The 15,120-nt window shown below is 64.6% G+C and carries 14 protein-coding genes; 5 read left to right on the plus strand and 9 right to left on the minus strand.

From position 1 onward, the window contains the following. Nucleotides 1-6: 6 nt before the first annotated feature. Nucleotides 7-252: a putative acetyltransferase gene (locus HNR05_RS11335; RefSeq protein WP_179579111.1), complete on the minus strand. Its 246-nt coding sequence runs from the start codon at nucleotides 250-252 to the stop codon at nucleotides 7-9. A 102-nt stretch (nucleotides 253-354) separates the two neighbouring features. Here HNR05_RS11335 and HNR05_RS11340 point away from each other — a divergent pair, with 102 nt between their 5' ends. Further along, a complete protein-coding gene (locus tag HNR05_RS11340; RefSeq protein WP_179579112.1) occupies nucleotides 355-915 on the plus strand; it encodes a YdbT family protein in 561 nt (186 codons plus the stop codon). 27 nt (nucleotides 916-942) lie between these two features. Here the strand turns inward: HNR05_RS11340 and HNR05_RS11345 are convergent, their stop codons facing one another. From HNR05_RS11345 to HNR05_RS11380, 8 genes are all read right to left on the minus strand, one after another. Beyond that, on the minus strand, nucleotides 943-2,739 hold the full coding sequence (locus HNR05_RS11345) for a helicase HerA-like domain-containing protein (protein ID WP_179579113.1): 1,797 nt from the start codon (nucleotides 2,737-2,739) through the stop codon (nucleotides 943-945). Nucleotides 2,740-2,922: 183 nt separating this feature from the next. After that, nucleotides 2,923-3,324, minus strand: coding sequence for a cupin domain-containing protein (locus tag HNR05_RS11350; protein ID WP_179579114.1), 402 nt, complete (start codon nucleotides 3,322-3,324; stop codon nucleotides 2,923-2,925). A gap of 28 nt (nucleotides 3,325-3,352) precedes the next feature. Continuing rightward, nucleotides 3,353-4,726: an NAD(P)/FAD-dependent oxidoreductase gene (locus HNR05_RS11355; protein ID WP_179580863.1), complete on the minus strand. Its 1,374-nt coding sequence runs from the start codon at nucleotides 4,724-4,726 to the stop codon at nucleotides 3,353-3,355. A 58-nt stretch (nucleotides 4,727-4,784) separates the two neighbouring features. After that, nucleotides 4,785-5,816 (minus strand): ABC transporter ATP-binding protein, encoded by a 1,032-nt coding sequence (locus HNR05_RS11360; RefSeq protein ID WP_179579115.1) that lies wholly within the window; start codon nucleotides 5,814-5,816, stop codon nucleotides 4,785-4,787. Beyond that, nucleotides 5,803-6,606, minus strand: a complete 804-nt coding sequence (locus HNR05_RS11365; protein WP_179577141.1) for an ABC transporter permease subunit — start codon at nucleotides 6,604-6,606, stop codon at nucleotides 5,803-5,805. Before HNR05_RS11365 ends, HNR05_RS11360 begins: the two co-directional genes overlap by 14 nt. After that, nucleotides 6,603-7,502 carry an ABC transporter permease gene (locus HNR05_RS11370; RefSeq protein ID WP_179579116.1) on the minus strand — a complete coding sequence of 300 codons (900 nt, stop codon included), beginning with the start codon at nucleotides 7,500-7,502 and terminating at the stop codon, nucleotides 6,603-6,605. The genes HNR05_RS11365 and HNR05_RS11370 overlap by 4 nt, the downstream gene beginning before the upstream one ends. 1 nt (nucleotide 7,503) lies before the next feature. Then, nucleotides 7,504-8,628, minus strand: a complete 1,125-nt coding sequence (locus HNR05_RS11375) for a polyamine ABC transporter substrate-binding protein (RefSeq protein ID WP_179579117.1) — start codon at nucleotides 8,626-8,628, stop codon at nucleotides 7,504-7,506. Nucleotides 8,629-8,675: 47 nt separating this feature from the next. Continuing rightward, nucleotides 8,676-9,233, minus strand: coding sequence for a helix-turn-helix domain-containing protein (locus tag HNR05_RS11380; protein ID WP_179579118.1), 558 nt, complete (start codon nucleotides 9,231-9,233; stop codon nucleotides 8,676-8,678). A gap of 270 nt (nucleotides 9,234-9,503) precedes the next feature. On the opposite strand from HNR05_RS11380, the gene HNR05_RS17615 reads away from it, so the two are divergent. Genes HNR05_RS17615 through HNR05_RS11400 form a run of 4 tightly spaced genes read left to right on the plus strand, consistent with a single transcriptional unit; the run spans nucleotide 9,504 to nucleotide 15,114 of the window. After that, nucleotides 9,504-11,552, plus strand: coding sequence for a hydantoinase/oxoprolinase family protein (locus HNR05_RS17615; RefSeq protein WP_179579119.1), 2,049 nt, complete (start codon nucleotides 9,504-9,506; stop codon nucleotides 11,550-11,552). 3 nt (nucleotides 11,553-11,555) lie between these two features. Continuing rightward, nucleotides 11,556-13,199: a hydantoinase B/oxoprolinase family protein gene (locus HNR05_RS11390; protein WP_179579120.1), complete on the plus strand. Its 1,644-nt coding sequence runs from the start codon at nucleotides 11,556-11,558 to the stop codon at nucleotides 13,197-13,199. Continuing rightward, nucleotides 13,196-13,942, plus strand: coding sequence for an SDR family oxidoreductase (locus HNR05_RS11395; RefSeq protein WP_179579121.1), 747 nt, complete (start codon nucleotides 13,196-13,198; stop codon nucleotides 13,940-13,942). The genes HNR05_RS11390 and HNR05_RS11395 overlap by 4 nt, the downstream gene beginning before the upstream one ends. After that, nucleotides 13,939-15,114 carry a C45 family autoproteolytic acyltransferase/hydrolase gene (locus tag HNR05_RS11400; RefSeq protein WP_179579122.1) on the plus strand — a complete coding sequence of 392 codons (1,176 nt, stop codon included), beginning with the start codon at nucleotides 13,939-13,941 and terminating at the stop codon, nucleotides 15,112-15,114. Before HNR05_RS11395 ends, HNR05_RS11400 begins: the two co-directional genes overlap by 4 nt. Nucleotides 15,115-15,120 lie beyond the last annotated feature (6 nt).

The following is a 15,120-nucleotide window of genomic DNA, read 5'->3' on the forward strand; positions in this document are numbered from 1 at the left end:
GGGGGTTCAGGGCGCTCGTGACGCGCCCTGAACCCCACGGCGCTCGGGCGGCGGGGGAACCGGTTTGGCCGCGACGACGTCGGCCAGGATGACGCGCACCATTCCCCGCTTGGTCTCGACCACGCACGCGGTGTCATCGAGCGCACGCAGATAGCCCAGCGCATCGGTGAACCCGCCGGGAATGCGCTGCCTCACGACAACGCGAGTACCGACGGCGGCAGATTTCAGAAAGTCCAACGGCCCAGCGGTCATGCTTCGAGCCTATCTCCAGCATGGAATTCGATTCCCCACCCTCAATTCAGTACCTCACCAGGAAAGTAAGGCATACTCAACGGGAAGTATCCGGGGGGAACAATGCCAAGCGACGAGCTATCGATTCAGACGACACTTCGTTTGAGACCACACTGGCGACACTTTTCGCACTGGGCGTTTGCTCTCGCGGCCCTTCTCGTGCCGATCTTTGGGGTGATCTACTGGTTGACCATTCCCGACGGCCCGTGGGTCGCGGTGACCGTCGCCATGCTGACGATCGTGCTCGGGGTGACTCTCGGCCTCACTGCGTTTCGTCGCACCGAAATCCGGATTCAGGACGACCAGCTCAGCGAGCGCGGATTTCTCGGCCGAACCACCCAGACGCCCCTTGCCGCCATCGACTGCATCCAGCTGATCGACATCTACCGGCCCAACACGCTCGACGTTCTGCCACATCTCTTTGTGACCGGGCCCAATGGTCGAATGATTCTGCGCATGCGCGGTCAGTTCTGGTCGCGCAGCGAGATGGAGAGTGTTATCGACCGAATCGGTATCCCGCTTTCTCCAGCCGGTGAGCCGCTGACTCTGGCAGAAGTTCACCATACTCATCCCGAGTTGCTTTACTGGTTCGAACGTCCGCTCCGCGCCCGTGCCGCCCTCTGAAACTGCCACTGCCAGGCGTGGAATCTCTCATCGGCGACGGCGAGTTCCAAAGATGCCCGCCACGACACCCGTGAGGATCGTCTTCGTGACTTGCGAGCCGAGCACCTGATCAAGGACTGATTTCTGGGCTCGCGAACTCGTGCGCGTGGCCGTCGTGCGACTCGCTCCGCCGGTTTGCTTCAGAAGCCTGTCGTATTCCGCCTGCGCCTTCTGTGCGGCCTTGGCCTGCTGAGTTGCCTGCACCTGCTGCTGCTTCTCACGCTCGGCTTCGGCTTTCGCCGCATCGAGCACCTGTTGGGCGGCGACGGCCGCCGCGTGTGCGGCATCCAGTTTGCGCGCCAACATCTCGCGGGCGGAATCCCGGTCGATCGGGGTGCCGTATTTCGCCAGCAGCGGCGACGCGGCGACGGCCTGAGCGATCTGAGCGGCCGGGGTCGGCTCCATCGATCCTTCCGGAGCACGCAACCTCGTCCACGCGACGGGGCTCGGGGCGCCCTTCTCATTCATCACCGTCACGATCGCCTCGCCCGTGCCGAGGCTCGTGAGCACCTCTGCGAGGTCGTAGCCCGAATTGGGATAGGTCGAGACTGTCGCGCGCAACGCTTTCGCATCATCCGGCGTGAATGCACGCAGCTGATGTTGCACCCGCGAGCCGAGCTGGGCGAGTACGTCGCTCGGTACATCCTTCGGCGTCTGCGTGACGAAGAAGATTCCGACGCCCTTCGAGCGGATGAGTCGCACGGTTTGCGTGATCTGCGCCAAGAAATCCTTCGACGCGTCCGTGAACAGCAGGTTCGCCTCGTCAAAGAAGAAGACAAGCTTGGGTTTGTCCTGGTCGCCGACTTCGGGTAGATCGTTGAACAGATCGGCCAACAACCACATCAGAAACGTCGAGAACAAGGCCGGTTTGTCGTGAACGCCGGGCACCTCGAGCAGGCTCACGACACCACGGCCGTCGGCCGTGATCTTCAGGAATTCGCTCGTATCAATTTCGGGTTCACCGAAAAAGACGTCGGCGCCCTGGTCAGCAAATGTAATGAGCTCGCGCAGAATCACGCCCACCGTCGCGCTCGACAGCCCACCGAGTCCGGTGAGCTCGCCCTTCCCTGCGTCACTGATCAAGAAGCTGAGCACCGCGCGCAGATCGGTCAGGTCGAGCAGCGGCAAGCCCGCGGCATCCGCGTAGTGAAAAACGAGGCCGAGACTGGATTCCTGTGTGGGGTTCAGCCCCAGTACCTTCGAGAGCAGCAGCGGACCGAAGCCGGCCACCGTCGCGCGGATCGGGATGCCGGCCCCGATGCCGCCGAGTGAGAAGTACTCGGTGGGGGTGGCCGTTCCGTTCCAGGTCTGGCCGATGCCCTGGGTGCGGGCCAGAAGTTTGTCGGTGGGCACACCCGCCGTGGCGATCCCCGAAAGATCGCCCTTAATGTCAGCTGCGAAGACGGCCACACCATGAGCCGAGAGCTGTTCGGCGAGCACCTGCAGCGTCTTGGTCTTGCCCGTTCCCGTAGCGCCGGCCACCAGGCCGTGCCGGTTGGTCATGGCCAGCGGAATGCGGATCGGCACGTCTGGCCGGGTGTCCCCGTTGACGAGAGCGCCCAGTTCGAGCGCCGGCGCGTCGAAAGAATACCCGGCGCGGATGCCGGCGACGAGAGTCTCATCGAGTGGGGCCGGTGGAGTCTCGACCGGTGCGGCCGCGGCCGCATCCCGAGCCCTCTGCACGGCGGCATCCGCCTCGGCCTGCGCCTTCACGACTGCGGCAAGCGCCGCGTCAGCGTCGGCTTGGGCGGCAGCCACCGGATCCACAGCATCACTCGGGGTCATGCGGAACAGCATAGTTCGGGGTCCGGCTGAAGTCTCCCCCGTTGTATCGGCACCGACGAGCGGCATCGGGTTCCATCGTGCCGAGGGTGTCGTGCCACACTGCGGAAATTCTTGCTATTCAGCGTGAAAACGCGCCCATTCGTGCGTCGCCCGAGAATCTCCGCAGTTCGGTACGGCCAGGCTCTAGACGACGGTGACGGTCACGTAGGTCTTGCGCAACGTTTCAGCCACGTGCCAGGTTCCGCTCCATCCCGTCGGCATGACGAAGAGGTCTCCCGCGCTCACCTCCGTGGTTTGGCCGCCGTCGCTCTCGATTGTTGCCCGGCCGGAGAGAATCTGACAGATCTCGTGATAGCCGTCACGCGTTGCAGTGAAGCTGCCCGGACTGGCCTCCCAGACGCCGGTTTCTGTGACGCCGTCCGGCGAGGTCCACGCGACAACGCTCGACTCACGCTGGCCGGGCGTCGTCGCGGTGGGTTTCGGGCGGGCCTCGCCCAGGGTGGTGGTCACGGCATCCGCCAGGAGCACGAGGGGCACCGGGCTCAAGCTCACGGTCAGTGTCGTCGCGTCAGTCAGTTCAGTCATACTCGTTCAGATCCTCTGTTTGTGGCTTTCAGTGCCCGCGGCCGGATACCATGTCGGCGATTTTCGCCAGTGGCGACGTGGTGGTGCGCCTCGTCAGTTCAGCATGGTCAGCCATGCCATAAGCCTGGTAGAGCGCCTTGACCGCCAGCCAGCGGAGGGGCTCCGGCTCCCAGTTGCGCACACGGTGGTTGACCCAGGGCAGTTCGGTCAACGCACTCGGTGTGCCGAGGATCAGGTCGGTCAAGGTGCGGCCGGCCAGGTTGGTCGTTGTCACGCCCGTGCCGACATAGCCGCCAGCCCAGGCCAGGCCGGTCTGCGGGTCGAGCCCGACCGTCGCAGCCCAGTCACGCGGCACGCCCAGCACGCCGGACCAGGCGTGGTCGATGGCCACACCGGCCGTCGCTGGGAAGAAGCGGGTGAGGATGCCGCGCAGCGCTTCCACGGTGCTCGCGTGCGTCTGGCCGTCTGAGTCGGTCTTCGACCCGAAGCGGTAGGGCACGCCGCGCCCGCCGATGGCGATGCGGTCGTCACTCGTCCGCTGCGCGTACATGTAGGCATGAGCGAAGTCGCCGAGGGTCTCGCGGCCGTCCCAGCCGATCGAATCCCAGATTGCGGCACTCAGTGGCTCGGTCGCGATGAGCGACGAGTTCATCGGCAACCAGGCCCGGTGCAGGCCCTTCAGCCCGGCGGTGAAGCCTTCTGTCGCCCGCACGACGAAGTCGGCCTCAACGGTTCCGCGGTCGGTCACGGCACGGTGCGGAAGGATTTCGCTCACGTGGGTGTCTTCGTAGATCGTGACGCCGAGCGCCTCGACGGCCCGGGCGAGTCCCGAGGCGAGTTTGGCCGGTTGAATGCGCGCACAGTGCGGATGCCACATGGCACCGGTGGTGCCGACCACGTTGATGCGGTCGGCGGCTTCCTTGGCCGAAAGCAGGTCGACATCCGTCATGGACCAGGCCTGCTCGGCGCGCGCAGCGGCGACCAGGCGTTCCTGCTGGGGTGCATCGTAGGCGACATTGAACTCGCCGCCCTTGACGATATCGGCGTCAATTCCCTCCAGTGCGGCGACCCGGATCACCTCATCGACGGTGTGGTTCATCTCGGTCTGGAAGTTCTCGGCCGCCGGGCGACCGTGCGTCTTCACGTACTGGCTGCGCCCACCGGTCACCGCGTTGGTCAACCAACCGCCGTTGCGGCCCGAGGCTCCATAACCCGCGAACTTCTGCTCGAGGATGACAACGCGCAGGTGCGGAGCGGCTTTCTTGAGGTAGTAGGCGGTCCACAGGCCCGTGTAGCCGGCACCGACGATGCAGACATCGGCCGTCAACGAACCGGGAAGCGGGGCGCGGGGCGCGTCGCGGCCGATCTGGTTCCACCAGAACGAGACGTCGCCATTGATCATCGTGGAGTTGGCGGGGGAATCAGTACTCATTGGAAACTCTCATTCAGTGAAAGGGTAGTCATGCTGCGTTCGAGTCGTCCAGAATGACGGCGTGCTCAGGGTGCCAGCTCAGCAGGGCGGACTCGCCGGGCCGGGAGCTGGTGCTTCTCTCCCCCGCGTCCCGGACGACTCCGGTCGATCCATCGGGCAAGCCGATTTCGTGCTTCCAGCCAGACCCGAGGTAGACGCTCTGCAGAAGCCGCACCTGCACCCGGGCGTGCGCATCGGGAACGTTGTCAACACTGGCGTGGAGCTCAAGCTTCTCCGGGCGAACCACCGTTGCGGTGTGTTCTCCTTCCACACCACGCAGAATCGTCGATTCTCCGATGAAGGAGGCGACGAAGAGTGACTGCGGGCGCTCGTAGAGTTCGGCTGCCGTCCCAACCTGTTCGATCCTGCCTTCGTTGAAGATGGCGATCCGATCGGAGAGGGTGAGTGCTTCTTCCTGATCGTGAGTCACGAAGACGAAGGTGCGGCCCACCTCCCGGTGGATCCGACGCAGCTCAAGCTGGAGACGCTCCCGCAGCTGTTTGTCGAGCGCACCGAGGGGCTCATCGAGGAGCAGAGCCTGGGGGTCGAAGACGAGTGCGCGAGCGAGGGCGACCCGCTGCTGTTGCCCGCCCGACAGCTGCGCCGGATAGCGATCCGCGAAACGGGACAGCCCGGCGGTCTCGAGCGACGCCGCGACGAGCCGGCGCTCCTCCGCCTTGCCGACCTTGCGCCGCCGGAGCGGATACGCCACGTTATCGGCCACCGTCATGTGCGGGAACAGCGCATAGTGCTGGAATACGACACCGAGGCCGCGCTTGTGGGCGGGAACGTCGTCGATGCGTCGGCCGTCGAGTTCGACGGAACCGGAGGTGAGGTCGGTGAATCCGGCAATCAGGTTGAGGGTCGTCGTCTTACCCGACCCTGACGGTCCGAGGAACGTCATGAACTCGCCGGGTTCAACGGTCAAGCTCACGTTGTCGACGGCGACCGATTTCGGATAGTGCTTGGTCACGCCGGAGAGGCGAATCTGCGTGCCCCGGTCGGTGTTATCCCTTGACATTCTTTTTCCTTCCGATCGAGAAGAGCCCGATCAGGACGATGGCGGTGGTGAGGATGAGGATCATCGTGGCTGCAGCCGCGAGTGTCGGGTCCGTGTCGCGCGTCACACTCTGGTACATCAGCACCGGAAGCGTCTGCAGATACGGGCTCTTGATAAACAATGACGTGACGACTTCGTCGAAGGATGTCACGAATGCGAACAGTGCTCCCGAAATGATCCCGGGCAGGATGAGCGGAAGCGTGACCCGCATGAACGTGGTCACGGGGCCGGCACCGAGGCTTCCGGAGGCCAGCTCGAGACGCGTGTCGAACCCACGGAGACTGGTCGAAACGGAGATGATCACGAACGGCAGCGCGATAACCGTGTGCGCCACGACGAATCCGACCAGTGTGCCGAGCAACTGCATCCGCAGGAAGACCGCGTAGATTCCGATCGCGGTAATGATGCCGGGGACCACCATAGGCGCGAGCAGCCCCAGAGTGAGGATGCCGGCCGCCCGACGCCCACGCATCTTACTCAGCCCGATGGCGGCCATGGTTCCGGTCACCGTCGCCAAGACGACGACGAGCAGTGCCACCAGGAATGAGTTGGCGAGTGCCGTGATCCAGGCCTGGTTCGTGAAGAAGGACTCGTACCAGCGCATCGAGTAGCCGCTCGGAGGGAAGACGAGTGAGGCTTTGTCGGTGAAGCTGAGCGGGATGACAATCAGCGTCGGAGCGACCAGCCAGACGGCGAGAAGCGCGGCAAAGATCCAGAGGATCGTCAGCGTGACGGGATGTGGTTTGATCACAGGCTCAACATGTCCTTTCCGGTCGTGCGGCGGGTCGCGCGCATGATGAGCGCGAGGACGCCGAGCAGGAGCAGGGTGAGCAGAAGCAGGACAGCCCCGAGTGCGCCACCCCTGCCCCATTGGAGGAGCCCATTCACTTGCCCATAAATACTTTGCGAGATCATGCTCTCCGAGGGCGATCCGAGCAGCGCCGGGGTGATGTAGAAGCCGAGCGACTGGATGAACACCATGAGTGCACCGGCCAGCACGCCGGGCATCGACAGCGGCACGAAGACGGTCAGGAAGGCCGTGACGGGACGGGCGCCGAGACTGCGCGCGGCATCCGAGAGCCTGCTGTCGATCCCGCTCATGACCGCGTAGAGCGGAAGCACCATGAAGGGGAGGAGCACCTGCACCATACCGATGAGCACGCCTGTCGGGGTGCGGATGAGCTGGAACGGGCCCATTCCGAAAACGCCGAGAAGCTGGTTCACGAGTCCGTTGTCTTGCAACAGGATGATCCAGGCGAACGATCGAATCATCAGCGACGTCCAGAACGGGATCAGCACGATGATGATGAGCGCCGCCCGGCCGCGGGGGCCGGCGATGGTCATCAGGTAGGCATACGGATAGGCGAGGGCCAGACAGATGACGGTGGTCGCGAGGGCGATCCCGAACGTGCGCAGGATGACGGCGACGTTTCCGGCGGTGCCGAACACCCACACGTAGTTCGAGAAGTCCAGGCTCGGATCGCTCACACTGAGCCACATGCTCTGGGCCAGTGGATACGCGAAGACGCCGATCAGGATGGCCAGCGCCGGCAACACGAGGACGAGGGTTCGAAGGGGGGTGCGCACCAGCCGCTGGCCGATACGCCCCCTCTCCACAACTCGCCCGACAGTTCGGGAGGAGCTCATGTTAACCGTGCAGCCACTTCATCCAACGTTCCAGCTGGACGTCGTAGTTCGTTCCCCACCATGCGGTGTCGGGGACCACGAGCTGCGTCGCGATGGCCGGGTCCGTGATCAGATATCCCTTCGCCAGTGCGTCCAGCTCCGGCTGGGCGTCGACGTTGACGGGCGAGTAGGAGGTGAGCTCGGTGAGCTTCGCCTGCTGGGCCGCACCCAGGTAGTAGTTGATGTACGCAAATGCCGCGTCGGGATTCTTGCTGTTCTTCGGAACGGCCAGCGAGTCCATGACCACGAAGGCCTGGTTCCAGATCGGCTTGTACGGTGCGCCGTTCGCGGCGGCCCCGTAGCCTCGTCCCGCCCAGACGAATGCCATGTCGGCCTCGCCAGACTCGATCATCTGCTGCGACTGAGCACCGGTGGTCCAGTAGATGAGGTTCTTGCGAATCGTGTCGAGCTTGGCGTAGGCACGCTCGGTGTCGAGTGGGTAGAGGCTGTCCTGCGCAACGCCGTCGGCGAGGAGGGCGCCCTCCAGGAGTCCGGGTCCGACATCGTCGAAGCCGACGACGGCACGGGAGCCCGGGAACTTCGTGGTGTCGAAGAAGTCGTTCCAACCGGTCGGAGCGACCGGGTATTTCTCGGTGTTGTACATGATGGTGTAGCCATACTGCATGGCAGGCACATAGCAGTCACCGGCGAGTCCATCGGGAATCTTCGAGGTGTCGACGATTGTGGTGTCGATCTTCATCAGCAGGCCATCGTCTCCGCACTGCGTCGCAGCCCAGATGGCATCCGTGTCGACGACATCCCAGGTGACGTTCTTATTGTCGACCTGCGCTTTGATCTTGGAGTATTCGGTGGGGCCATCGCTCAGCATGGTGGCGCCCGATTCCTTCGCGAAGGGATCGGATGCCGCTGAGACCTGACCGTCCTGATAGGCACCGCCGTACGACGAGAGAGTCAGGGTGACTCCCGAAAGAGCGCCGGCCTTGACGGTGCCGGCCTGGGCCGGGCCGCTGCCGAGGTCGACTGTGACCGCGCCTCCGCCGACGCCGCTGCATCCGATCATCGATGCGGCAACGGCAACGGCGCCGAGGCTGAGCATGAGTCCGCGCACGGGGGTGTTCTTTTTCATTGTGTCCTTTCGGAGAGCGGGGGTCGCTCGGTATTTCAGAGGGAAAATTAGGCGGTGGGCGGGCTCGTGACCCACATGACTTCGGCTTGGCCGTCGCCAACGTTGATCACTCGGTGCGGCACCGAGCTGAGGTATTCGATGCTGTCGTCCGCATTCATCCGGATGACCTCGGTGCCAAGAGAAAGTTCGACGGTTCCGTGCAACACGATGAAGATCTCTTGCGACTTGCCGTGTGAGTAGAGGTCGTCTCCGGTGGATCCGCCCGGTTCGAAGACGCCCTTGTAGATCTCGAGGTTGCGCATCGGCGGCTGCGCGATGACGAACTTCGTCGAACCGGCGCCCGACGGATACTCGGGGCGGTCCTGTGCGCGCACGACGCCACGTGCGTGGCCGTTGTGGCTGCCCAGCAGGTCGGCGACAGAGACACCGAGAGCCTCGGAGATCTTGCGCATCGATGAGATGCTCGCGCTTGCCCGGCTGTTCTCCAACTGGCTGAGAAAGCTGGAACTCACGCCCGCGTTTGCGGCCAGGCCGCGCAAGGTCAGCCCACGCAGCTCGCGAAACTCCGCGATTCGACGCCCCAAGTGCACTTCGACCTCGGTCATCCGGACTCCTTCGTCTGGGAAATTAGTGAACGTCGTGTTTGACCTCATCAAACACTTTGTTCACTCGGAGTTAGAAATATAACCCCCCAACCGGATGTCAGACAAGTACTGGTGTCAATTTGTTATGAAGCTCTCGGGCCGATTTGCGCCCATCCGTCATCTGACGCATGACGGCAGCACCCTCCATCGTTTGTACTGGGCTACACGGAAGACAACGCTGTGCTCCGACCGTGTACCCCGTGCGCGGTACGTTTCGAAAGGTAGTGACCTGTGAGTAGTCCCACTTGGACTGTCAGCATCGATGCCGGCGGCACATTCACGGATGCGATCGCTCGCTCGAGCGACGGCCGCTCGGTTGTGGCCAAGGTGGCGTCAACCCCACATGATCCGTCGTACGGCTTGAGCAATGCTGTCGTGGCACTCGTTGAACAGGGCCTGCCGATCGATGCAGTGTCACTGCTGTGCCACGGCACCACCGTCGCCACGAACGCAACCTTGACCGGCAATCTGGCCACCGTCGCGCTGCTCACGACCCGCGGCTTTCGTGACGTGCTCGGCTACCGCCAATCGAACCGCCCCGACGTCTATAGCCTCACGCCGAAGCGCCCCAGCGAGCTCGTCGAACGCGAATACCGCCTCGAGGTAAGCGAGCGCCTGACCAGCGCGGGCACCGTGCTCGAAGCGCTCACCGAAGCTGAGATCGACCGGGTCGTGGCCCAAGCCGTCACCCTGGCACCCGAGGCCATCGCGGTGAGCCTGCTCTTCAGCTACCTGAACGACGCTCACGAACGCCAGCTCGGCAAGGCCCTCCGACAGGCCCTCCCCGACACTCCGGTCACGCTCTCGAGCGAGGTCGCGCGCGAGTTTCGTGAGTACCCGCGCACCGCGACAACAGCCATCAACGCGGCGCTTCGTCCGGTCGTCGGCGGTTATCTCGAGCGTGCCGTGTCGGCCGTCGAATCGAGCGGCCTCAACGCTCCCTTCGTCGTGATGCAATCGAACGGCGGCTGCGTTCCGGCCGGCCGCGCCGAGGCGCAGGCCCACCGCTTGGTGCTGTCCGGCCCGGCCGGCGGCGTGTCAGGACTCATCGCCATCGCCGAAGCCAACGGACTCGCCAACGTGATCAGCCTCGACATGGGCGGTACGAGCGCCGACATTTGTCTGGTGCGCGGATCGAAGGCGCCCTTCGCCGCCACCCAGACCATTCAAGACCACGTTCTGCTCTCCCCGACCGTCGACATCCACACCATCGGCGCGGGCGGCGGCAGCATCGCCTGGGTCGACCCGACCGGGCGTCTCCGTGTTGGCCCTCAGTCAGCGAAGGCTGTTCCCGGCCCAGCCAGCTATCTGCGCGGCGGCGTCGAGCCCACCGTGACTGACGCGCATGTTGTGCTCGGCACGCTTGGCTGCGGCGAACTGGCCGGAAACCTTGTGCTCGACCGCCCGGCAGCCATCGCGGCCGTCGACCGAATCGGGGAGAAGCTCGGCATGACGACCATCGAGGCTGCAGAGGCCATTCTCGCCATTTCGCTCGCACACATGGTGCGTGCCGTGCGCAAGGTCAGCGTCGAACGCGGCCTCGACCCGCGCGAGTTCACTCTGGTGCCATTCGGCGGCGCCGGCCCCTTGCATGCCGGTCTTCTGCTGCGCCACCTCGGCCTGAAAAGCGCGCTGATTCCAGAGCAGCCCGGCCTGTTCTCGGCCGACGGTCTTCTCGTGGCTGGTCTTCGGGTCGACGACTCACAGACCGTGCTGAAGACGTTCTCTGAGAGTGGCCTCGCGGAGAGGGGTGCCTGGTTCGAATCGGCATCCGCCACCGCCATCTCCCAGCTGCTCGCCGACGGCATCGCCGAGGAGAACATCACTCTGACCGGCTCGATCGACTGTCGCTATCTCGGCCAGGGGTTCGAACTCAACGTTCCGCTCGACAGCTGGGATGCCGCCGGCTTGGCGGATCTGCCCGACCGCTTCCATGCCATTCATGAGACGCTCTATGGTCACGCCAACCGTGAAGAAGCCGTCGAACTCGTCACGGTGCGCCTCGCCGTTGTGGGTGCGTTTGACCGGCCGAGTCAGACCCCACTGGCCGAAAGCGGTCCGGCGGCTGCTGACGCGGCACTCATCGCTCACCGCGATGTGCATATTCCTGGCTCGGGTGGCCTCGCGCCGACCGCCGTCTACGACCGTGCTCGCCTGATTCCTGGCAACCAGTTTGCCGGGCCGGCCATCATTCAGCAGATGGATGCCACAACCGTCATTCTTTCCGGCCAGAGCGCCGTCGTTTCGCCCACCGGCGACCTGATCATCACGGAGGACTAAGAAATGTCACTCAGCAGCACCACCGTCGACACGGTCAGTTTTGAAGTCATCGCCTCTGCACTGCAGTCAGCAGCAGAGGAGATGGGCAGTGTCCTCAAACGTTCAAGCTACAGCCCGATCATTCGCGACATGGACGACTTCTCCTGCGCCCTATTCACCGCCGACGGCGACCTCGTCGCCCAGGCCGACTACATTCCTGCGCAGCTCGGCGCCATGTCACTCGTTGTCAAATCGATCCTCACGACCTGGGGCGATCAGCTGAACCCCGGCGACGCCTTCATCTGCAACCACCCATTCATGGGTGCGATGCATCTGCCGGACATCAACGTGGTTTCCCCGATCTTCATCGACGATCGGCTCGTTGCTTGGAGCGGCACCGCGGCACACCACATTGACGTCGGCGGAGCGAACCCCGGCAGCGAAGGGCCCGAGCTCGAGGACATCTTCGGTGAGGGCCTCATTCTGCCCCCGACCCGCTTGTCGATCGCGGGCGTCGAGAACCGCGACCTCGTGCTGCTTATCACCGAGAATATCCGCGACCCGCTCAGCACGGTGAGTGATCTTCGGGCGCAACGCGCATCCTGCCGGTTGGGCGACGAGCGGATGCAAGAACTCGCGACGCTCTATGGGCTCGACGTCGTCGAATTGGTCATGGCGCGCATGCTCGATGTCGTTGAATCCGGAGTGAAGAACGCACTCCGCGCGCTGCCTGACGGCGTGGGCGAGGCCGAGGGCTTCCTCGACGATGACGGCCGTGACGGGCCACCCACGCGTGTGCACGCCCAAGTCGAGAAGCGTGGAGAGCGCCTGTTCATCGACCTCTCGGGGTCGGACCCTCAGGTGGGCGGTGCCATGAACGTGCCGTGGGCGAGCGCCCGTGCCGGCATCGTCTACGCCGTGCGCGCAATGGTCGCGCCGGGTCTCGGTTCAAATGACGGCCTCATGCGTGCCGTCGAGGTCAACGCACCGCTCGGCAGTGTGCTGAACCCTGTTGCCCCGGCCGCGGTCTCGGTGCGGCACAACACCTGCCAGCGTTTCGCGGACACTCTCATTCGCGCCCTCGCCGAGCTGTGGCCGGACAAGGCCGTCGCCAGCAGCACCGTCAGCTTCTTCTGTATGAACGTCGGCAGTTCGTCCCCACTCACCGGTCGCTCCTCGGTAATGGCAGACGTCGTTGGCGGCGGCACCGGTGCGACAGCGCACAGCGACGGCATCGACGGCGTCGACACCTACATGTCCAACGTCGGCGTTATGCCCGCCGAGGTCGTCGAGACCAACTATCAGATCCGGGTGCTTCGCAGCGAGTTCCTGCCCGGTTCGCAGGGGGTCGGCGAGTTCAATGGCGGGCTGGGCCTGCGCCGCGAGTATGAGATCCTCTCCCACCCGCAGCGCGCCACTTTCTATGCCGAGCAGACCCGTGAGGAGTTCGCGCCACGCGGCGCGGCCGGCGGTTTCGACGCCGCAGCCACGACCATTACCGTGGTCGGCCCGGACGGCAACGAACTCGATGTGCCGAGCAAAACGTCGATGACCCTGCAGCCTGGAACTATCGTGCGAGTCGAAACCGCCGGCGGTGGCGGTTACGGAAATCCCGCCGACCGCTCCGCCGAACTACGCGAGTTCGACATTAGGAACGACCGCCTGTGAGCCAGCAACGCATCGTCGTGACCGGCGCGGCTTCTGGCATAGGCGCGGAGGTCGTGCGGCAGGCCCGCTTGGCGGGGGCACTCGTGGCCGCCGTCGACCGCGTCCCCGTGACGGAGGCTGCGGCGTCCGTCAGCGGGTATGTCTGCGACGTCACAGATGCGGCTGCCGTCAACCAGGCGATGGCCGCGATCTCCGAGCACTGGGGTGCACCACCGACCGCACTCGTGCACTGTGCCGGGATGTATTGCTCGACGCCCACCGAAAATTTGGCCGTCGAGGACTGGGACAGACTGCTCGCGGTCAACGCCCGCGGAACCTTCCTGATGGCCCAGGCTGTCGGTCGGGCGATGCTCGCTGCTGGCATCGATGAGTCGGCGGTGGCGCGGGGCGGCAGCATCGTGCTGCTCACCTCGGTGGCTTCCGACCGCGGCGATGCGTTCGAGCCGGGGGTGCACTACTCGGCCAGCAAGGGCGCCGTCATTTCATTGACGCGCCAGCTCGCCGCCGAATGGGGACCGCGCGGCATCCGCACCAATGCCGTCTCCCCCGGTGTCATCGACACTCCGATGACCACCCTCACCCAGCACCCGGCTGAAACCGAGGCTTTTCTCGCACGCGTGCCGCTCGGTAGGCTCGGGCGGGCAGCCGAGGTCGCGGCGACATGCCTGTTCTTAGTCGGCCCGACCGCGACATACATCAACGGAGTCGTCCTCCCGGTCGACGGAGGGATACTCGTCTCATGACCGACACCATTCCGCTTCGCCCCGCAGCCCAGATGGAGGGTGTCCCCGTTCTCGAATTGCGCGGCAGCGCTTTCGAGCGCGGCCAGCAGTACGGCCGTCAAGCCAAAGAACGCATTCTTCGTTCACGTGCTGCGTACGCCGAGGTCTACGCACACTTTGCACGGTGGGACTGGGACCAGGTGCTCGCAGAATCGGCTCTGTTCGTCGAGCCGATCCGTGCGTTCGGCCCGCAGTACCTCGAGGAGATGCGTGGCATCGCGGTCGGCAGCGGCCTTGATTTTCTCGATGTGCTGGCTCTGAACCTGCGCACAGAGATTCTCTTCGCTGCCCGGGCACGCGAGCCCGGCGCATCGGTGCCCTCCGTTGGCGAATGCACGGCGTTCGCCGACAGCGGCTCGGCCGATGGTCAACTGCTCGGCCAGAACTGGGATTGGATGCCGTTCGCGGCCGACACGATAGTGCTGATCGATGCGGTCCCCGACGACGGCCCCCGCTGGATGACCGTCGTCGAGGCGGGGCTCCTCGCGAAGTTCGGGATGAACTCCGCCGGCCTCGCCGTCACGACGAATGCACTCGTGACGTCGGGGGATGCGGGCGAGCCCGGCGTTCCCTACCATGTGATGCTGCGCGCGCTGCTTGACAGCACGAGCGCCGACGATGCCGTCGCCACTCTGTCACGGGCCACCCGATCGTCGTCGGCGAACTACATGATCGCTGCGCGCGACGGCTGGGCGATCGATGCCGAGTCACGTCCCGGAGGCGCCGACCGGATCACCTGGAGCACCCCGCGCCACGCCGAACCGTTGCTGCACGCCAATCATTTTTCTGACACTGTTCCGTTCCCCGCCGACGTGACGGATGTCGGCCTGCGCGTCATGCCCGACTCACCCCACCGCCTGCGCCGGGCAGCCGACCTCTCCGCTGGGGCAGCGGGCCCCGCGGCCCGTGATCTGAACTGGTGGAAACAGAGTCTGGCCGATCACGAGGGCTTTCCTGATTCGTTGTGCTGTCACCCGAATCCGGACTCCCACCCGATGGATCAAGGGGCGACCGTGACCGGTGTCATTTTCGACCCGGCGAAGAGCCTGGTGCATCTCACGATCGGCCCGCCGTGCTCAAGCACCTGGCAAGTCATCGATTTCTCTACGGCCTTCGAAAGCGACCTACAATAACGAAAC

It is taken from the genome of Leifsonia psychrotolerans (genome assembly GCF_013410665.1).
Lineage (GTDB): Bacteria > Actinomycetota > Actinomycetes > Actinomycetales > Microbacteriaceae > Cryobacterium > Cryobacterium psychrotolerans_A.